The 20,087-nt window shown below is 37.7% G+C and carries 20 protein-coding genes; 6 read left to right on the top strand and 14 right to left on the bottom strand.

Translation table 11 applies throughout. From position 1 onward, the window contains the following. The first annotated feature begins 62 nt into the window (after nt 1-62). Nucleotides 63-1,118 (top strand): linear amide C-N hydrolase, encoded by a 1,056-nt coding sequence (locus JGE69_RS08355; RefSeq protein WP_174723368.1) that lies wholly within the window; start codon nt 63-65, stop codon nt 1,116-1,118. A gap of 65 nt (nt 1,119-1,183) precedes the next feature. Beyond that, entirely contained in the window at nt 1,184-1,675 is a 492-nt protein-coding gene (locus JGE69_RS08350) for a hypothetical protein (RefSeq protein ID WP_174723370.1), read from the top strand. Between the two features lie 56 nt (nt 1,676-1,731). Here the strand turns inward: JGE69_RS08350 and JGE69_RS08345 are convergent, their stop codons facing one another. The 5 genes from JGE69_RS08345 to JGE69_RS08325 all read right to left on the bottom strand — a co-directional run bounded on the left by JGE69_RS08345 (nt 1,732) and on the right by JGE69_RS08325 (nt 5,930). Then, nucleotides 1,732-2,760, bottom strand: a complete 1,029-nt coding sequence (locus JGE69_RS08345; RefSeq protein WP_002115207.1) for an alpha/beta hydrolase — start codon at nt 2,758-2,760, stop codon at nt 1,732-1,734. Continuing rightward, nucleotides 2,760-3,884, bottom strand: a complete 1,125-nt coding sequence (locus tag JGE69_RS08340; RefSeq protein ID WP_199112787.1) for a YdcF family protein — start codon at nt 3,882-3,884, stop codon at nt 2,760-2,762. The genes JGE69_RS08345 and JGE69_RS08340 overlap by 1 nt, the downstream gene beginning before the upstream one ends. Nucleotides 3,885-3,888: 4 nt before the next feature. Continuing rightward, on the bottom strand, nt 3,889-4,923 hold the full coding sequence (gene murB / locus JGE69_RS08335) for a UDP-N-acetylmuramate dehydrogenase (RefSeq protein WP_174723372.1): 1,035 nt from the start codon (nt 4,921-4,923) through the stop codon (nt 3,889-3,891). 18 nt (nt 4,924-4,941) lie between these two features. After that, nucleotides 4,942-5,445 (bottom strand): low molecular weight protein-tyrosine-phosphatase, encoded by a 504-nt coding sequence (locus tag JGE69_RS08330; RefSeq protein ID WP_032005952.1) that lies wholly within the window; start codon nt 5,443-5,445, stop codon nt 4,942-4,944. A 257-nt stretch (nt 5,446-5,702) separates the two neighbouring features. Then, nucleotides 5,703-5,930, bottom strand: a complete 228-nt coding sequence (locus JGE69_RS08325; protein ID WP_174723374.1) for a tautomerase family protein — start codon at nt 5,928-5,930, stop codon at nt 5,703-5,705. Between the two features lie 62 nt (nt 5,931-5,992). Between JGE69_RS08325 and JGE69_RS08320 the strand changes: the two genes are divergently transcribed. Beyond that, nucleotides 5,993-6,460 carry a winged helix-turn-helix transcriptional regulator gene (locus JGE69_RS08320; RefSeq protein ID WP_044100709.1) on the top strand — a complete coding sequence of 156 codons (468 nt, stop codon included), beginning with the start codon at nt 5,993-5,995 and terminating at the stop codon, nt 6,458-6,460. Between the two features lie 279 nt (nt 6,461-6,739). On the opposite strand, the gene JGE69_RS08315 is transcribed toward JGE69_RS08320, so the two are convergent. From JGE69_RS08315 to JGE69_RS08305, 3 genes are all read right to left on the bottom strand, one after another. Next, nucleotides 6,740-7,288: a cysteine hydrolase family protein gene (locus tag JGE69_RS08315; RefSeq protein ID WP_044100710.1), complete on the bottom strand. Its 549-nt coding sequence runs from the start codon at nt 7,286-7,288 to the stop codon at nt 6,740-6,742. Between the two features lie 231 nt (nt 7,289-7,519). Continuing rightward, nucleotides 7,520-7,750 carry a hypothetical protein gene (locus JGE69_RS08310; protein WP_005068773.1) on the bottom strand — a complete coding sequence of 77 codons (231 nt, stop codon included), beginning with the start codon at nt 7,748-7,750 and terminating at the stop codon, nt 7,520-7,522. Between the two features lie 289 nt (nt 7,751-8,039). Beyond that, entirely contained in the window at nt 8,040-8,369 is a 330-nt protein-coding gene (locus tag JGE69_RS08305; RefSeq protein WP_199113250.1) for a YcgJ family protein, read from the bottom strand. Between the two features lie 340 nt (nt 8,370-8,709). Between JGE69_RS08305 and JGE69_RS08300 the strand changes: the two genes are divergently transcribed. Together JGE69_RS08300 and JGE69_RS08295 are read left to right on the top strand one after the other, a co-directional pair. Then, the gene (locus JGE69_RS08300) at nt 8,710-9,867 is read left to right on the top strand and encodes an iron-containing alcohol dehydrogenase (protein WP_199112788.1); all 1,158 of its coding nucleotides are present in this window, start codon (nt 8,710-8,712) and stop codon (nt 9,865-9,867) included. Continuing rightward, nucleotides 9,867-10,301, top strand: a complete 435-nt coding sequence (locus tag JGE69_RS08295; protein ID WP_032042460.1) for an acyl-CoA thioesterase — start codon at nt 9,867-9,869, stop codon at nt 10,299-10,301. Before JGE69_RS08300 ends, JGE69_RS08295 begins: the two co-directional genes overlap by 1 nt. Before the next feature lie 48 nt (nt 10,302-10,349). Here JGE69_RS08295 and JGE69_RS08290 read toward each other — a convergent pair whose 3' ends face one another. From JGE69_RS08290 to amvA, 6 genes are all read right to left on the bottom strand, one after another. Then, entirely contained in the window at nt 10,350-12,578 is a 2,229-nt protein-coding gene (locus tag JGE69_RS08290; protein WP_199112789.1) for a phosphocholine-specific phospholipase C, read from the bottom strand. A gap of 26 nt (nt 12,579-12,604) precedes the next feature. Further along, nucleotides 12,605-12,757 carry a hypothetical protein gene (locus JGE69_RS08285; protein ID WP_155279910.1) on the bottom strand — a complete coding sequence of 51 codons (153 nt, stop codon included), beginning with the start codon at nt 12,755-12,757 and terminating at the stop codon, nt 12,605-12,607. 145 nt (nt 12,758-12,902) lie between these two features. Continuing rightward, the gene (locus JGE69_RS08280) at nt 12,903-15,032 is read right to left on the bottom strand and encodes a DNA polymerase III subunit gamma/tau (RefSeq protein ID WP_199112790.1); all 2,130 of its coding nucleotides are present in this window, start codon (nt 15,030-15,032) and stop codon (nt 12,903-12,905) included. Between the two features lie 123 nt (nt 15,033-15,155). Beyond that, a complete protein-coding gene (cpaB, locus tag JGE69_RS08275; protein WP_032007409.1) occupies nt 15,156-15,788 on the bottom strand; it encodes a metalloprotease secretion chaperone CpaB in 633 nt (210 codons plus the stop codon). Nucleotides 15,789-15,810: 22 nt separating this feature from the next. Further along, nucleotides 15,811-17,592, bottom strand: coding sequence for a metalloendopeptidase CpaA (gene cpaA / locus JGE69_RS08270; protein WP_199112791.1), 1,782 nt, complete (start codon nt 17,590-17,592; stop codon nt 15,811-15,813). Nucleotides 17,593-17,859: 267 nt separating this feature from the next. Further along, nucleotides 17,860-19,338: a multidrug efflux MFS transporter AmvA gene (gene amvA, locus JGE69_RS08265; RefSeq protein WP_199112793.1), complete on the bottom strand. Its 1,479-nt coding sequence runs from the start codon at nt 19,336-19,338 to the stop codon at nt 17,860-17,862. Between the two features lie 124 nt (nt 19,339-19,462). Between amvA and JGE69_RS08260 the strand changes: the two genes are divergently transcribed. Beyond that, the gene (locus tag JGE69_RS08260) at nt 19,463-20,041 is read left to right on the top strand and encodes a TetR family transcriptional regulator (RefSeq protein WP_199112795.1); all 579 of its coding nucleotides are present in this window, start codon (nt 19,463-19,465) and stop codon (nt 20,039-20,041) included. The last annotated feature ends 46 nt before the right edge of the window (nt 20,042-20,087 follow it).

Below are 20,087 nucleotides of genomic sequence, written 5' to 3'. Positions count from 1 at the left end.
TACACATTTTAATTTTATTTAATAAAAATTTTTTAATGCTTATAACAAGAAGGTACCTCATCATGTTGAAAAAAACATTCATCTCTTCTTTTGTTGCAATCGCTGTAGGCTTAAGTAGCTATGCTGTTGCTTGTACACGTGCCGTATATTTAGGTAATAACCAACATATTATTACTGCTCGCTCAATGGACTGGAAGGTTGATACAGGTACCAACTTATGGATTATGCCAAGCGGGGTTAGCCGTGACGGTAGCGCTGGTCCCAACTCAATAAAATGGACGTCGAAATATGGAAGTGTAATTGCTACAGGTTATGAAGTTTCCACAACAGATGGAATGAATGAAGCAGGTTTGGTTGCTAATATTTTATGGTTAGTAGAGTCTGAATACCCAGATGCAAAAAAGACAGATAAGCCTTTATTAAGTATTGCAGCATGGGCTCAATATGTACTTGATAATTTTGCAACTGTAGATGAAGCCGTTAAGGCCTTAGAAAAAGACCCCTACACTATTATTACCGACAATGTTCCCGGTGAAACACGGCTCACCACCTTACATTTATCTATTTCTGATAAAACAGGTGATAGCGCAATTATTGAATATATTGGTGGAAAACAAGTGATTCACCATAGCCGAAGCTATCAGGTCATGACCAATTCACCTACTTTCGATAAACAACTTGCACTTGTTGAATATTGGAAGCAAATTGGCGGAACGATTATGCTTCCCGGTACGAACAGAGCATCTGATCGCTTTGCACGTGCATCGTTTTACATTAATGCTATTCCTAAAAATGATAATACAAAACAAGCACAAGCTTCTGTATTTAGTGTGATTCGCAATGCATCTGTTCCCTATGGCTTAAATACTCAAGAAGAACCTAATATTTCCTCGACTCGTTGGCGAACTGTTGCCGACCACAAACAAATGCTCTACTTTTTTGAATCCGCTCTCTCACCCAATGTATTTTGGGTTGACTTAAAAAAGATTAACTTTAAAGATGGCAAAACACGTAGACTTGATTTAGGGCCTGATCAAAGCCATATCTATGCAGGTGATGCCACCTCTTTCTTTAAAACTACAAAACCATTTGTATTTTTAGGTCCAACTACGCGTTAATTTATGTCAAAATTTATTACTCTTAACATAAATAATATTAAACATACGATCTTGGAATTTATACGATGAAGAAATCTCTACTCTTATTGGGTTCATGTCTACTTACTGCAGCTTGTAGCACCACACAGGTTAGTACACCAGCTCCTAAAGAGGTAAAGACAGCTGGTCAGCTAAACTGCTTACCAACTGAACTATGCCCAAGTTTATTGGTTAAATGGAATGAAAATCAAAAAAATCAGCTTCGAGTAGATGTTCATTTAAGTAGTAGTTATAACTTTTATGATATTAACGCTTTGACTTTTGATATTGATGGCAAACGATTCAATTACGAACCAGCTCAAGCCACTGAAAAGACAAATGTGAGCCGATTAGTACCTAAACATTCAACCACTTACTTTGTTATTCCAAGTCAATTCCTACAAGAATTTAAAAATGCTCAAAATGTGAATGTTTTAATCAAAACAGATAAAGGAACAATCGAGCGCAATATGTATAGTCCACAAAAGCAGTCTTCGGTTTATAAAAACTTTATGCAGCTTTATCAAAATTCAAAATAAACTACAAAGATTAAATAATGCATCTATCTAGAATTTTGGATAGATGCATTATTTTTCTAATAATAAAAATGTTTTGGCTTTGCATGCAAAAAGGCTGGAATCAATCCTGTTAATGCCGCACGTATATCTGCACGTTCATTAATTAATTGATGAGAGCCTTCTTCAAGCATTAACAACGTTTGGAGTCTAAATTTACGACGAATAAATTCAATGTTGTATCGCCAATCAACAGTCTGATCGAGAGCACCTTGTGCAAGCCAGACTGGGATACGGCAAGCAGGTCGCTCTTCCATTTCCTGCATCCATTTTGACATTGCTAAAATCCAGTCCATGCCCATCATTCGGGGTTGCAAAGGATCCTTTAAACGAATAAAACGCAAAAATTCAGGATTATGATTATTACGTCTAAAATGCCTTGGCACTTGACGTTTAATACGGCGAATAATGCCTAATCCAACGGGGTTATGCCACCATGCGGTTTTTGCGGGGCGAATTAGCGGAGAAAGTAAAAGTACTCGATCTACAATCGGATCTTGGCGTTTTTCAGCATATTCTAATAAGTGATGCATCCAAATTGCTCCACCCGTACTTTGACCAATACCGACCCATGGTTTAGGTAACTGATCTGCATGTTTCACATATTGATAAACAGCCATCAAAACTTGCTGGTAATGATCAAAGTTTTTAATGCTGGCTGGTGAGCCATCACTTAATCCATGCCCCGGCAAATCATAAGTAATGATACTAAAGCCCTGCTCAAGAATTTCACGAATGATTGGCTGGTAAATACCACTATGCTCAAGATAACCATGCAATAGACAAACCGTACCTTGTATTTTTTCTACTTTAGGTTTGAAAACTTGCACATGCAAACGAAATAACGGCATTTGAACATAGCCTTGCCAATGGTCACATTCAAGTAAATGTAAACCATACAATTTGCGATAGGCCAGCAAATCACGAGAAGGTTCTTCTAATGTGTTTAAATTAAGTGGACTCAAAACCTGCGGCGTAAGATCACGATTAGGAACCGGTAAATCTAATTGTTTTAATACGGCAGGATTGAGAAATGGAATATCTGACATTAAGGAACCTCTCGACAATCACTTGAGCCAAACAACATGTCACGAATTGTCGCAAGTAATTCATAATTTGCACGGCGGCTATGATCGTAATTTTGCACACTTGGTTGCCAGCGTGTCAGTGGAGTTGGCATTGGAGCCACAACAGGAATAGTTTCTATACCATTTAAAGCAAAAAGTCGGCGTGTACGCGGCATATGATATTCATCTGTAACCAACATGACTGTCGGTGCCCCGCCTTTTTTCTGAAGCAATAAAGAGCTAAAACGGGTATTTTCACAGGTATTCATACTACGCTTTTCTAATAGCTTTGCATCAACACCGCGCTCTTTTAACCAAGCTTGCATATAAGGTGCTTCTACACCGCTAAGCACAATAGGCAGATGATTTTGTTTTTCAACTTCTAAAGTTTTTTCTAATCGCAAACGCGTATAGCCATTAACAACAATATCCTTACCATTTTTATCTAAGGTTAATCCGCCACCCAACACAACAATTGCATAAGGTTCTGATAACTTTTTAGGTTGTACGGGTAATGGATTTTTACGCACATACTCGACTTTTTGTTCAGGTTCACTGACAGCTTTTTGATGCTCTGGTACCACAGGTTTTCTTGCTAAAAACTCTGTATATTGCTCAGTAAGCGCTTTATTTTCAGAACTATTAATAAAAAGTGCTTCGTCAACAGGACTACTCGCCTCATCTGCGGCATCAATTTCTGAGTTTTTAGCGACTAAAGGAACCGTTACAGATGCTGCTTGTTCTTCTGAATCCTGTTCCTTTTCTTCTAAAAGAATAATTTGCTGCAAGGCTTTATAATTCTCTTGAATATAGGTCAGATCAGATGTTCTTTTTTCACGTAACGTTTGCTCTGTCAGTTTTAAATAGGCCTGACGAGCGATCCATAAATTTGAACCCGGCTCTAAATTATCATGCTCACTTAATGCAGCCTGTCTTTGGCTCTCAGCAGCGACTTGATTAACATCAACAGGTACAAAATAGTTAAGCCCAGCTACAATAAGTTTTGAATAAAATGGCGAATATAAAAAAACCACGAAACAGCCTAATAGTACAAATAGCACGGTGACTACTTGTACTAAACGTACCATTAAGTGTACTTTTGGCATAAAACTATTCCGTATGATTTTCAATTAAACCTAAACTGTTATAAAGCACAGGTTCTGGTTCTAACATAATATGGAAAAGCTGATCAACATCATGTTGTACAGCCTGATAAGTTTTCCTTACATCAGCTAGAGATGCATTGGCATAATTCACCAGAACTAATGCCTGTTTATGGAACATCCCTACCATATCGAGTTGCTTCCCTTTCCAACCCGCCTGATCAATTAACCATCCTGCTGCAATTTTAACGTTTCCGTTAGCTTGAGGATAATGTGGAATTGTTGAGAATTGTGTGACTAAGCGTTCAAACTCTTGAGGTTTAACAATCGGATTTTTAAAGAAACTCCCGACATTTGGATACTCTTTTGGATCAGGAAGTTTACTTTGACGAATATGGATGACCTGATTTTGTAAATTTTCGGCAGTCTGATTGTCTCCAACTGCTTGTTTCAAGTCGCCGTAGTTAAGTTTCAAATGCGGCTGTTTAAGCAATTTAAAAGTAACATGCGTGATAATGTAACGGTTTGGATCATCTTTAAAAATACTATGGCGGTAGGCGAAATGGCAGTCGGCCGCTAAAATTGTCTGAGTTTGCTTCAATTTACGGTCATACACTTGTACTGACTCAATAAACTCACCTACCTCTACCCCATATGCACCAATGTTTTGTACGGGTGAAGCACCGACTAATCCTGGAATAAGGGCTAAATTTTGCAAACCAAACCAGTTCTGTTCAGTGCTGTATAAAACAAAATCATGCCAGACTTGGCCTGCGCCTACTTTAACCCGCACAAAATCACCATCTTTTGATAAAACTTCAATTCCCTGAATATCAAGATGAATCACTAAAGCATTGATCTGCTGCGGTAATAACATATTACTACCGCCCGATAATACAAGTACATTTAACTGATGCTGCTCAGCAAACTCTAAAGCTGCTTCAATATCTTGAATATTGCCAACTTTAGTATAGTGAGAAACAGTTGCATCTAAACTTAAAGTATTGAATGGCTTAAGCTGTACTTGATTCTGAATTTGCATTGTGTTGAAAACCTATTCTTAAACATTCAATTGTTTTTTTAAAATATTAACCCAAGCCAAACTACTGGACTCACATTGATTGAGTACACGTTCAAAACCATCAGCACCGCCATAATAAGGATCAGGCAACGCTTGTTGTGGGTATTCAGGATCATGCTCACTCATTAAAGCTACTTTTGCACGAATTTGGTGTGCGCCAAATTGAGAAACGGCTCTTTGCAACACATCATGAATATCTTCAAAATTTTGATGATCCATTGCCAAAATCAAATCAAACTCTAAAAAGTCTTGGGTTGAAAGTTGTCTTGCACGTAAAGATGATAAGTCATAGCCCCTTTTCTTGGCATGCAACTGACTACGTTGATCAGGCGATTTATTTGGATGATAATTACTCGTTCCAGCTGAATCGACAACCACATTGAGTTGATGTGCGTCACAATAATGTCTGAAAACCACCTCAGCCGTGGGAGAACGGCAAATATTTCCTAAACAGACACATAACACCTTATATTGTGTTTCCATTAGAAATTACTTCCAAACATTTGAATTACATAAAAATAAACAGGGTCATGCACAATCTTAACAGACTATAAGTTTATAAGAACCGAATTGACCATTGTGACTTGTTGCATTTTGTCAAAACTCACTTGGGTTGAAAAGGAAAATAATGTTTATCAATAGATTAAAAGTTGATAAATCAGGCGATAAATTAGCTAATCTTGTATTTTTTGTAGTAATTAAATAAAAATAAAGCCCTAATTTATAGGGCTTTACAAACATCACTTGGATGCAGTGATTAATTCAATCATTTCCTTTGTTGGTCTTAAGCTGCCTAATTGCCAATGCTCAGGAGGATGCTCATCAATTCTGATCCAAACATGTTCTCGAAAAGCAGGATTTCCCTTTCCTTCTATTTCTACAAATAAATCTGTTATTCGCTTGAAAACCTCAGCCTTACTATCTTTATCTAATAAACCTTCTATAGTTTGTATATTTATAAATGGCATAATGCTACCTGAATTAATGCTAGGTCTAAATTATAGACTCATACTAATTGGAGCTCCCACTGATGTCAAATCAAATTATTCCAGATCATAAATTTCCAGTAGATGTATGTGGGATCTTCAAAATTACAGAAATATTGAACGACAGATGGACGATTCTCTTGTTAAGAGAAGCCTTCTATGGGGTAACAAAATTTAATGATTTTTTAGAAAATACAGGCATATCAAAGCAAATTTTATCTAATCGTCTAAAGCATCTCATCCAATTAGAAATATTTGAATTATCAATTTATAAAGAAGTTGGAGTACGGGAACGTAAAGAATACTTGCTCACTAAAAAAGGCAAAAGTCTAAATATTGTTTTACTCGCCATGCTTGAATCTGGCGGTAATTTCATTGAAGCTGGTAAAGATGTGGTGAAAGTTTTTAATAAGAGTACTGATGATGAACTTAAATTAAAACTTGTTGATTCTTCTAATCAAGTTATAGATTTTAAGAATTTGGAACTTAAGCTCATTCATAGCAAAAAATAAATTTTTATAACTCAGCTACCATGATCATAAAGTCCTCAGTATGTTTTTATAAAGAAATAAAAAAAGCCTACTTTTTCAAGTAGGCTTTCCCCTTATGACTTTTGCGCTGATCATTAAGGTTTATTGTTGTTTAAAGCAACGGAAGGATCTTACAGAAATACTTAAGAATAAAAAAGCCCTTCCAATAACAGTATTTAACAAAGCCTCCTGTACCGCGCCCTTCTAAGGCTACACAGCCTCTCCAAAACAAGCACTTGGCTTTACTGTTTTGTTTCTAAATTAAAACTCATCTATAAACTCTTCTGTAGTTATTACCTTAGCAAAAGCATTGTTAAAAATTTGGTTGTGGTGATCAATTATACGCTGAGCACTTAAATGCATAGAATCAAATGTAGTATGTGCATCTGAGATTAAAGTTACTTTATATCCTACTTCTGAAGCGGCTCTAATAGTAGAGTCGATACAATATTCAGTTTTCATGCCAGTAACTATGATTTGATCAACATCAAGTTTTTCTAACCAATCTTTTAGAACAGTGCCCTTGAAACTACTAGGGTATATTTTCTCAATGACAGTATCTATATCTGGATTAAAAGATAATTCTGCTATCAATTGCGTATTAGAACCATCTGGATCTAATGGAGTACCTTTTGCTCCAACGTGACGGATAAAAATAACTGGTCTCTCATTTAAGCGCTGATACTCAATAAGCTCACGAATATTTGAAAGTACACTTTGATGGTTATACGGCTTTAGCTCTCCTTTGAATAGGCCATTTTGCATATCAATAACGAGTAAAGCTGATTTTGAGTTATGACTTTTATCCATAATCTTTCTCTGTAAAAAACCAATAATGTGCAGAGAAAAATAAACCCAGCCATTATTGGCTGGGTTTGGTTATCTTATTAAGTCGCTCTAATAAAAAATCACACGCAGCCTTTTCTGTAGGTCGTGGTGGTTGTATTGATTTTCTTTAGTAAACAGTTCATGAATTAAACTTGCTCATCATTAAAGCGCAAATAAACATACCATAGTTTTTTCTCAAGAAACAAAGCTTATTTACTTAACTGAATGTAAGTACTCATAGGCTCCTTTTTCGTTACTCTCCAGTTTAATGACTGCATCTGTTTCATCATTTAGTGTCAGGTTAAATACTTTTTCACCATCATATGAAATTTGATGGCCCATACGAAACTCTGAATCAAGTGACTCAAGAATAATAAAATTTCCTTCATTGTTCGAAGCAATATAGTAAGTGTTGTTCCGATGAACATATCTAATTGTGTACATCACTATTTAAATTCCACCTAAAAATTATGTTTTTTCTTAATAATAAAAAGATCCTTTTTCCCTTCCCAATCAGAAAAGATCCTACCGAAAACTAAACCCTCCCTTATTAATTATTGCCCCTGATCATTTAGTATTTTTTCAACCTATACTATTAAATTGATATTACAGAAATACTTAATAATAAAAAACCCCGCCATTAGTCGATAATTAGCGGGGTCTTTTGCGATTTAATTTTACTTTGATAGACTCATCTATCAGAGATATTTACCTCATTTCTGCAATAGAAAAATCATTTATTTTTGAAAAGCTTACCTGTCATAGTTCTATCAATTTTACTGCGATGCCCATTCTCAAAGTATCGATCGACATGGCATAGTTTTGTTTTAGTATCACAGAACACACCGTTTGAGAGCGTAAACGCTGAAGTATCAAAATCACCTTGAGAGAAGGCTTTATTCGCTTTATAAGTGCCTAAATATTTAGCTGTAAGCTTTTTAGAAACACCTTTTTTGTCAGCACAAATATATTTGTCACAAATTACACCTTTTGTAGGCGAATATACACTAGAGCTGGTTTTCGCGATTGCTGCCGAGCTAAGCATCAAACACGTACATCCCATAATACTAAGAAAAGTTTTAGAAATTTTCACTTTTTAGAACCGATAAAATTATAAATTGTTAAGGCATTATATAAATTAGAAGCTTGCCAGAAAATCTACAGAACCCTATAAATAACAAAAAGCCCCCTTTTCGACGAGAGTTTAAATATTTTGGTAATACTCACCTATATTTCGGGGCCTACATTGCAAAAAAGTATTTATCTATAGGTGGCACAAGGCTTAAGAAAAGTCAGTCACGTCAGAACTACTTTATTTTAAAGTTTCTTATGCTAACTTATTTGAAGATTGAATCTTATAGAACCATTCAACAATAATGTTCAAAAATAAGGAAATAATGTATATGAGCCATTTTCAATTTCAAACTGTTCCAAATATCATCTCTGGCTTAGGCTCTATACAAGAATTACAGAATGTTTTGTCGTCAAATGCTTACCGTAAGTTATTGCTAGTCACCGATGCAGGCATGGTTAAAAATCAATTACACCATCCCATCCTGCAAATTTTAGATAACCTCAACATTGAATATGTCATCTATGCTGATGTGCAAGCTGATCCACCTGAACAAGTAGTACTAGATGCAGCCAATTACGCTAAACAGCAAAATGTTGATGTCATTATTGGTTTTGGTGGTGGTAGTTCTCTAGATGTTGCAAAAGTTATTGCTTTACTCGCCCACCCTAACCAGACTCAAAGTTTGCAAGAGATGTACGGCGTAAACCAAGTCACCACAGCTCGCCTACCCCTTATTTTAATTCCTACTACAGCCGGTACAGGCTCAGAAGTAACGCCAATCTCAATTGTCACTACAGGTGAGACGACAAAGATGGGGATTGTCTCTCCAGTACTCTACGCCGACACTGCGATTCTTGATGCTACTTTTACTCAAAACCTTCCAGCACATATTACCGCTGCAACAGGTATTGATGCGATGGTACATGCTATTGAGGCATATACCTCTAAACATAAAAAAAATATTTATACGGATATTTTAGCCAAGCATGCTTTGAAGTTGTTAAACCATAACTTACCGAAAGTTCTTAAAGATGGGAATGATTTAGAAGCACGTCAAAACATGCTGTTCGGTTCAATGCTCGCGGGTCAAGCCTTTGCAAACTCGCCCGTTGCTGCGGTGCATGCTTTAGCTTACCCATTGGGCGGTCATTTTCATTTGTCGCATGGGCATACCAACGCCTTAGTGTTGGTTGAAGTATTAAAATTTAATGCGCCCAATGCAAAAAAATACTATGCAGAGCTTATGCAATGGCTCGATCCATACAGCAATGGCAGCACTGATGGCTTGTGTGATCTGTTTATTGACCATATGCAGAACCACTTAGACCGTAGTGGTTTGACTTTAAGACTTAGTGATTTGGGTATTGATGAGTCCAGTTTACCTCGACTTGCTCAAGATGCCATGTTGCAAACCCGCTTACTACAAAATAACCCACGTGACATGACAGAAGCCGCTGCTTTGGCAATTTATCAGGCGATTCATTAATGACTAAACCAGTTTTAAAAAACCGTGATCAATTTAAGTTCTTTTTAGACATTCAAACGCGTTGGGCAGATAACGACATCTATGGTCATGTAAATAATGTGACTTACTATAGTTATTTTGATACAGCAGCCAATGCTTTATTGATTCAAAAAACAGGTTTTGATATTCATGAAGCAAAAGCAATTGGGTTAGTGGTCGATTCAGCGTGTAGTTTTTTTCAAGAGTTATCATTTCCTGAGATTATTCAAGTAGGTGTTGCGATTGGCAAAATCGGCACGACTTCTCTACGCTATGAGTTAGCAATCTTTAAACAAGGTCAAGATCAAGCCTCAGCTCAAGGACATTTTGTGCATGTTTTTGTTGATCGCGAAACGCGTAAGACTGTGCCAATTTCCGAGACAGTTCGTGAGGTTTTAGAGAATTTCTTATTATAAAAAATGAGGCAAAAAGAAAATACACAGCTCTTTTTGCCTCGTCTTAGCTTACATCATTGCAGGATCACTAAAGGAATCTTCACCCGTTTCGACTCGACCAGCAAAACGTCGGTAATAATATGGATCACTTTGACTGGTAATTTCAAAATCATACCAATGCCCTACATCGGCCAAAGCCCAATGCTGCTTAACAACCTGTCCCGCTTTTACGGTAAGTTGTAACGGCGTATCTTGTCGATATGCACAAGGTTTTACCGTCAATATTGCATCCTTAGTACCATCATTCATGAGTTCAACGTATACATCGCCATTGGCAATGTCATAGCACACTCGAATTTCAGGTTTAACGCCACTATCAACAATACGTTGAGTATCCCCTTTGAAATGACGATGATAGCCATTTGGACCAAGTACCCATAGGTCATAACGACCTAAATTATCTTTTAAAGCGTCCCATACATCATCTAGAGTCTTATTCGGCTCGACAATATAACGCTTTGGAATACGGTCTAAATTGAGCTTGTCATAAACATGGAAAACCGCTGCTTGCGTACCCGTATTAGAGAAAATCAATTGCACTTTGCCATCAGTACTACAGCGTGCGCTGGTGTGTAGCTCGTAAGGTAACGCACGTGAAAGACGTATACCACTTTGCTGAATCGGTAACTTCGTATCCGTGGGTACAGGCACAGCTGGTAAAGCTTCTTGATTTTCTCTTAACTCATCTGCTTGCACACGTGTTTGTTTACCATTCAGCTGCGGTAAAACATCTGCATTTGGTGTTTTAAAGTTAAATGCACTGGTCAAATCACCACACACTGCACGGCGATACGCACTGATATTCGGCTCTTTTACACCAAAACGTTTTTCTAAGAACATGAGCACAGAGGTATGGTCAAACACTTGTGAGTTCACCCAACCACCACGACTCCATGGGGAAATCACATATAACGGAACACGAGGGCCTGGTCCATAAACTCGTCCATCCGGTGTAGGCTGTGAATGACTTCCTTCAGGCGCGACATGGTCAAAGTATTCGTCCTGCATATCGGCACTACTTAATGTCGATTTGCCAGCATACTGACCATTTTTAAGTCGAGATGGCGCTGATGGCGATGGCATATGGTCAAAGTAACCATCATTTTCATCAAAGTTGATAAGTAGCGCAGTTTTACTCCACACCTCTGGTACAGCAGTTAATGCATCAATAATTTCTTGAATAAACCAAGCTCCTTGAACTGGGCTTGAAGGGTCTGGATGTTCGCAATAAATCGATGGCGCATTAATCCAAGAGACTTGAGGTAACTTCCCTTCACGAATGTCGCGTTTAAAAGCATCAAGATATTCTTCTGGTTTATTACCCGGTAGCGTATTTGCAATGCCCTTATATAATGGATTTTTGGCATTATCAGTTGCAGCATCATAGGCTTTATACGGTAGTTTTTGACCCGTATCAGCATACGGTTTATTCGGTTCGCCGCCACTTGCAACCGGATAACCAGAAGCAATGTTGGCCTTTCTAAACGATCGAAATGCACCCAACATATTATCGCCCCATTCATCTGGCATATTTTGATAACAAATCCAACTTACCCCTGCTTCTTCTAAGCGTTCGGCATAAGTTTTCCATGTATAACCACGGTCTGCCGTCGCTGGGTTACCATCAATCCAATCCCACTCGTTGTTTACAAATGAACGCTTGGTCGGTGTTGCACCATTTGTACCCGTTAAATGATAAGAACGGTTTGCATCTGTTCCAGTGTGCATAGAGCAATGGTAGGCATCACAAATCGTAAAAGCATTTGCAAGCGCAAACTGATATGGAATTTCTTTTTCTTTAAAATAACCCATTGAGATATCAGTTTTATGAGCTGGCCAATTCGCCATACGCCCATTATCCCAAGCCAGCTGACTGTCATTCCACGTATGTGGCGTACCATCTGCACGCTGCGCATTATTGGCTGTACCATCTAAATGAAAAGGCGTTAAAACTTGCCCATTACTTCTAAGCTGCTCCCAAACACGGCGGCCACTTGGCAAAGGAATCGTAAAACGATCGGCAAACCCTCGGACGCCTTTTAATGTTCCGAAGTAATGGTCAAAAGATCGGTTTTCCTGCATTAAAATAATAACGTGCTCGACATCCTGAATGGTTCCAGTTTTATTATTTGCAGGAATTGCTAAAGCTTTTTGAATACTAGATGGGAAAGTTGCCAATGCCGCAGCACCAAAACCCATATTTAAAGAGTAATTTAAAAATTTACGACGTGTAATCATGATCAGGTTCTTTTTATTATTTAAGTTTATGGAGCACAGCGCATTACAGGCTTTTTACCTGTTTCTGGTGTATTTGAACTATCATTTGCAGAGTCGTTACAACCACTCAGCAGAATCGCGCCGATTAATAAAAAATATGAATATTTAAAACAATTTATTCCAATGCATTGCCTTTTCATGACGATATATAGTCCATTTAAAATCTAAAATGGCTAACATAGAAAAGTACAATGACAGTGACATGACCCAAATATTTCAATCCAATGAAGAATATGAAAACTCTATTATTTTCATATTCTGCACCAGATCAAAAATCAGATGAATTTAAGGCTTTAATTGAATATTTTGTAGTTCGCCATCAAAAGTTTCTATGAGACTCTTAATAACTGGCTGTTGCTGTAATAGCTCAGCTGCTCGGTGAAAGGCTTTTTCTTTACGTGCACTTTGAATAGTGTAGGGAGTAGATGTATTCAAAGCACCATATTCAACTGTAAACTGAGTATTCGGCCATTGCTCATTTAATGCATCAATAAGGCCTTGTTGTAATTGGGTCAGCATATTTTCATATTCTTGAGGAATATGGAAAATAGTATTGCCACCAATTTCACCAGTCATCACACCATGTTGAGCAAGTTCTTGAACGGCTGGAGAAAGCTGACTATTTCTAAACCAATATTCCCACTTTTCGAGTGTCCACTCACCTTCCAAAACTTGAGGAGAAAGCTTCAAGATATCTTGAGGCATCAACTGACCGTGATCAGTTGCACTAGGCTCTTTTACAACGGCAACTATTTCTGTTTGAACCATTACTTCGGCTTGTACAAATGACTGTTGTTCAATAACAGGTTCAGAAGACAAATCAGGAGTTATAGGCACATCTTGACCAAGGGAAAATTTAGCGCTAGATGTCTCAAACAAACCTTGAGGTTCAGCAGTGAAAGCTGGTTCAGGTTCAATATTTTTAGTTTGTGTTTCTGCCTGAACTTGTACTAACTTTTGTTCTGGTACCGGAATGAAATCTTCTTCAAGAACACTAACACTAACAGTCTCTTGAACAACTGCTGAATCAAGCCCAATCAGCTCATGATGATTTGGGTCAAATACCATTAAATCCTGATTAGACTGAGGTTCAGGTTCAGGTTCAGGTTCAGGTTCAGGTTCAGGTTCAGGTTCAGGTTCAGGTTCAGGTTCAGGTTCAGGTTCAGGTTCAGGTTCAGGTTCAACCATAGCAGGTTGGTTAATAACTTCAACAGGCTGAACCGTATTTACCGGAGTAATCTCCTGAGCTGTTTGCTGAACTTGTTGACTCAAACCCACTAGTGTTTGTCCATTTTGTTGAACAGGCTCTGACACCACAATTTCATTTGGTGCTAAAGGACGGAATGCCAATAAGCGTAAAACGCACATTTCAAAACCTTGCTCTTGCGTTACAGCAAGCTGTAAGTCTGAACGACCTTTACATGCGATTTGGTAATAAAGCTGTAAATCTTGAGCAGAAATCAGCTTAGACAATTGCATGATTTTGCGATTGATTTCATCGCTATATTTCAAACTCAAATCAGGTAGATATTGTAAAATTGCCAATTCATGCAATGTCGAAATGAGCTGATCAAGCACAAGTGAAACATCTAGCGCTTGATGTCTAAATTGCAATAAAAGCTGACTAACTTTCTCACGTTGATTTTGATGAATCGCCAAAATCAAATCATAAATGATCGTACGGTCGATTAGACCAAGCATTTCTTTAACATCCTGATGATGTACAGAACCTTGACCATAAGCAATGGCTTGGTCAGTTAAAGATAATGCATCACGCAGTGAACCTTGAGCAGATTCAGCAATTTGCCAAATTGCATCTTGGTCAGCAATAATCTGTTCTTTTTCAAGAATAGCGCCAAGATGCTTGGTAATTTCATCGACAGCCAAAGGTCGTAAAGTAAATTGCAAACAACGTGAAATGACTGTAATCGGTAGCTTTTGTGGGTCAGTCGTAGCAAATAGAAACTTAACGTGTTCTGGTGGTTCTTCTAGTGTTTTTAATAACGCATTAAAAGAATGCGTCGATAGCATATGTACTTCGTCAATCAGGTAAACCTTAAAACGTCCTTGCGTTGGCGCATAAGGAACGTTGTCTAAAAGTTCACGCGTATCTTCTACTTTGGTTCTTGAAGCAGCATCGATTTCAATTAGGTCAATAAAACGGCCTTCATTTACCGCTTTACAGGTTGCACAGACTTCACATGGTGTAGAAGTTACACCCGTTTCACAGTTCAAACACTTGGCTAAAATACGTGCGATTGTAGTTTTACCTACACCACGGGTTCCTGTAAATAAATAAGCATGGTGAAGACGACCGCGTTCCAATGCACTGCTTAATGCACGAGAAACGTGGTTTTGCCCCACTAACTCATTGAAATTACGTGGACGGTATTTTCTAGCAAGTACTTGATACATGTATGCTCCTTGTTACAGGCATAAGCATACTTTGTTTTTAAAAGAGTGTGAACGCATAAAGCTCATATCCGTACAGATAAACTGCGAACTGGCTTCTTTTCTCTACCAGAACCGTTTATTTGTCTAAGGATGATCATGGTGTAACTCCTGATCTGTAACACCCTCATCCATCGTTTGCACGAGCCCCACACCATCCTTAATTTCAGCCGAATAATTTCCCTTCTCGGTAAAAATTTGCATGATTGTATAATGGTCTTTTTGACTTTGAGTAATGGTAAAGAAATTCTGATTCGGATCGCCCTGATCAAATTTCCCAGTCCATCGAACAATATCTTGGTCAACAGGTTCGATCTCTACAATTTTACCCGTGCGATTAATGCCATATTGCAACATTTGGAACTTAACAGTGTCGCCCACTTTTTTAAGTTCAATCACATTTGGATCATATTTAATGACCATACCTTCTGCATTTTTAATTAGTGGAAAATTAACATTAGAAGGCAGTTGATCCTTTTCTATTTCATTAAAAATAATCTGTTGCTGAGACAATCTTTCTTTTTCGGACGGACTCAAATTCAGTATATTTTGACGAGCAAATTCATTCTGATTATCTGCCAGTTTTTGCCCAGTCCCTTGCCCATTTTCTGAAGACGACGTTAAAGCAGAAGAGCTCTGCTGTGAAAAGGCAAACCAGATTAAAACTGCTAACGCCACACAAGCGATAGCAGTTCCTATTAACAATTTATTTTTCTTCATTATTTACAGCTAAAAATAGAGATTAGTTATACAGAGAAATTTTCTGCGCATTCAGGTTAATCACACTAACCGCATCAATTTTTCCTTCTACACCTAAACGTACACCATATTTCGGGTTGTATAGATATGGACTCGAATAGAAATTAATATTATTGCCACCCATTGCAGTACTTCCTAACGGATGGGCAAAACCTGAGCCAATATTAGTTGAACCATTATGGTACAGACCAAGATTGTGCCCGACTTCATGACGCATGGCCGCGAAAGAACAACCTGCAATATCATTTGCGCCAATCATGTTATATGCAGAAGCATTAATCCAAGCCCAACCACAACCGCCATCACCCGGTTCATTACCTTGATAATAAACACCGTCTGCCAATACACGTTTACGCTCATTTTGTACCGTGGTGTCATCTCGTCCAGTCGAGATTGCTTCTTTTAAAGTGGTAGCAGGGATTTTATAAGTTAAATAGCCCACATTTCTTAAGTAAAAGCGTGCATTCGAGTTTTCAGCAGTTAAATTCGTTAAATTTACGCCTTCAATCATTCTAAGTTTAGCAGCGCTCTCTCCTAAAATTGAGTTTACTTCTGGGCTAGAAACCAACAACATATCAATTGTATAACTATCTACTGTCCAGCCTTGAGCGGTATAAATAAAACGGCGATTTTCACCATTTTTAATTGCAGTAGACAAGCCATTAGCGGCATTAATCAAGGTGTCTGCCGATGCATTAGACACAATAACAACTTTATCGCCGACTTGAGCTTTAGCAGGTAGTTGTAAGGTTGGCTGCCAATTTGAGGTAGAAAGTTTTACCTTTAAAGTAGGCTGAGTCATATTCGGTAAAGTTGCAGGGATTGTTGCGGCTGAATCAATCACCTTTGTAGGTGAAGAGATCAGTTGCCAATATCCTTTGTCGCTTACATACATAAACTCATATTGATCGCCTGTTTTAAGCGTTAGGGTCGCTTGGCTATTAATATTTGTATTATTAATTTTTGCAGACCAAGTCGCTGTAGACTTGATAACAATTCTATCTCGATCACTTGCAGTGCTCGGCAAAGTGAAATTGGAAACCCAGTTTCCATCTCCAAATGAAATTTCTGTAAGTGGACTATTAACTGTCGCTAATGACGTTCCGATTTGCTGAACATTTAGCTTCTGAGGTTTTATATATTCTGGAACCCATTTTCCTAAAGCAGAATAATATTTAAACCAATATTCAGATCCATTTTTTAATATAAAACTGCTTGGGAATAGTAAGTTTGTTTTATCAATGTCCGAACTTGTACTTGCTGTAGAAATAACTTGTACGGTTGTTCCATCACGGACATCACTCGGTAATGCTATGGTTTGTGCCCATTTGTCATTTTGAATAAGTACTTTTTGCATTGATGCAATTGTTAATGGAACGACTTCATAGGTCGCACCATTAGTAGGACTCACTGTCGCTAACTGAGCGATCCATTTATTTTGACTACTATTAAAGATGAATTGGTAAACATCACCACTATTTATCTTTAAAACCTCTAACGGAATATTGGTATTAGAAGTATCTAAATAACTACTATAGGCAGCACTAGAACGAATTGTAATTTTGTCCAAATTATTAGCGCTTGTGGGTAAAGTAAGGTTTTTGACCCAATTTCCATTTGCTAGATTAAATTCTAAATCTGAATAACCGGATGGAATTGATCCACTATTATTATTCTGATTTGGTGAAAGTACAGTTGCGGCATATACAAGTGAAGACGCAACAATTGCTCCAATAATGAGTGATGTTTTTAATTTAAAATTCACAGCAGCCTCTTTTATTTGTTTTTAGATTTTTCGAATAGCAGGTTAGCAAACCATTTTTACACAGTCAATTTCACAACAATTAATTTTTTATTAAATTTCAATTACATGAACACTAAATCATTTTGAAATAAAAATATGAACCTTTTTAAAGAATAGTTTATTTATGAGAATTAAATAACCAATTTTTAATATGTAGAAAATATTAAAAAAAATATTTAAGGATAAAAAGAAAGATCATCTCTCTTTTTATCCTCTATTTTGAATTTCTTAATTTACTTTCTTTGGAAAGCTAAACCAGACAAATACAGTTAAAAGAAAGAAACAAATGGCGGAGATTGTAAGCACCCAACTATGCGCATAGCTAAAAGCTTGCTGCGCAACTGCAATTAATTGTCCTCCCAAAGGATTTTCAAGGTTAGACGCTAATTGCATGGTTTCTCCAATCGAGATACTCGCTTTTTCAATTAAGTCCGTTGGGAGCTGTTCTGGCAAAATAATTGAACGACTATAAAACCAAGATAACATTAACCCAAATATAGCAACGCCCAAACCAGCCCCAAGCTCGTAAGCCATCCCTTCAATGGCACCTGCTGCACTCGCCTTTTGCGGAGGTACAGATGACATAATCGCAGCAGTTGAAGCTAGTAAGGCAATCTCAATGCTAAAGCCTAAAAAGACCATACACGTCCATGCTAAAAAGTGGTCGGTCGAAAAGTTAAGCTGGGCAAGCCCCCATAGGCTAAATCCACTTATTAAAATACCAACAGTAGATACAAGTCTAAGTCCCCACTTATTCAAGCAAATTCCAGCTAATGGACCACCTAAACTAATCGCGATCATGAATGGAATAATAAACATGGCTGCCTGTAATGGAGAAAAACCATGTACAAACTGCAACTCTTGAGACAAGAGTAATTCAAAACCAACCAAAGCAATCATAGAAACAACAGCCATGACAATGCTGGTAGAAATCACTGGATGTTTAAACAATTCCAGATCAATCATTGGCGTCGTAGCTCTTTTTTGGCTTCGAATGAAGTGGATTAAAGTACTTATACCAATTACAAACATCACGACTGTAAGTACCGAAAAGCTGTACATAGCCGATTTGATTGAATAGATCAGGCTTAAAATGGCTACGACCAAAATTAAAGCTTGCCCTAAATTAATTGGCTGATCAGTCTTCTCTTGTTGTTTAGGGATGATGATCGCAATCATAACTAGAACCACCAAAATAATCGGGATATTGATAAGGAATACAGCTCCCCAATGGAAGTGTTCCAACACAAACCCACCCACTAATGGACCAAAAGCTGCTCCGCCACCACCCACTGTAGACCAAAGACCCAGTGCAAAATTTCTCTGCTTTTCTTCGGTAAAGGCATTACGAATGCCGGATAAAGTGGCTGGAATAAGCATAGCTGCCCCTAGCCCTAAGACAGCACGAGAAGCAATTAAGGCATAGGCAGTTGGAGAAAAAGCTGCAGCTAACGAACCCACACCAAAAACTGCGGTTCCAATAAATAATAATTTTTTAAAGCCGATACGATCACCGAGTGCGCCCATTGGCAAAATCAAACCCGCCATAATCAATGAATAAATATCGATGATCCATAAAAGCTGATTGGCAGTTAAATTCAATGCTGCACTTAAAGATGGTGTTGCAACATGCATCACCGTTGCATCAATCGTAACTGGTAAATAAATAAGGACGATAATTGTCAGGATTAACCATTTTTTTTGCATAACGCTCTTCAATATCCAAAACTTGGACATGTGTTCAAATCATGGTTATTATATACACAATTGGACACTTGTCCAACTTTTAGTTTTAATGTAATTTGTGTCGAATTCAGTCAGGTGAAAAAACATGGCCTATCTTAATCGCGATCAACGCAGAGAAATGATTCTGCAAGCTGCCATGCAAGTTGCTTTGGCTGAAGGTTTTACTGCCATGACGGTACGTAGAATCGCAACAGAAGCACAAACCTCTACCGGACAAGTTCACCACCACTTTTCTTCGGCATCTCATTTAAAAGCTGAAGCTTTTTTAAAGCTGATGGAACAGCTCGATGAAATTGAACAAACTCTTCAAACAACCAGCCAATTTCAAAGACTGTTCATCTTATTAGGTGCAGAAAATATCGACAGACTTCAGCCCTACTTACGTTTATGGAATGAAGCTGAACTCTTAATTGAACAAGATGCAGAAATACAAAAGGCTTATAACCTTGCCATGCAAAGTTGGCATGAAACAATTGTGCAAGCGATTGAGTGTGGCCAAAAAAAAGGCGAATTTAACAACATATCTAACTCAACAGACATTGCATGGCGACTCATTGCCTTTGTTTGCGGCTTAGAAGGTATTTATAAACTTGGTTTACAAGGTTTAGCTGAGGAAGACTTCAAGCGCCATACCGAAGCGATTATTCGCCTAGAATTATTATAAATATAGAAGCTGGCATTGATTAGGATGCCAGCTTTAAAATACTAAA

Source organism: Acinetobacter sp. C13 (assembly GCF_016809775.1).
Classification (GTDB): domain Bacteria; phylum Pseudomonadota; class Gammaproteobacteria; order Pseudomonadales; family Moraxellaceae; genus Acinetobacter; species Acinetobacter pittii.
Note: the sequence above shows the minus strand (reverse complement) of the source record. Positions and strands in the feature narration are given on the sequence as shown.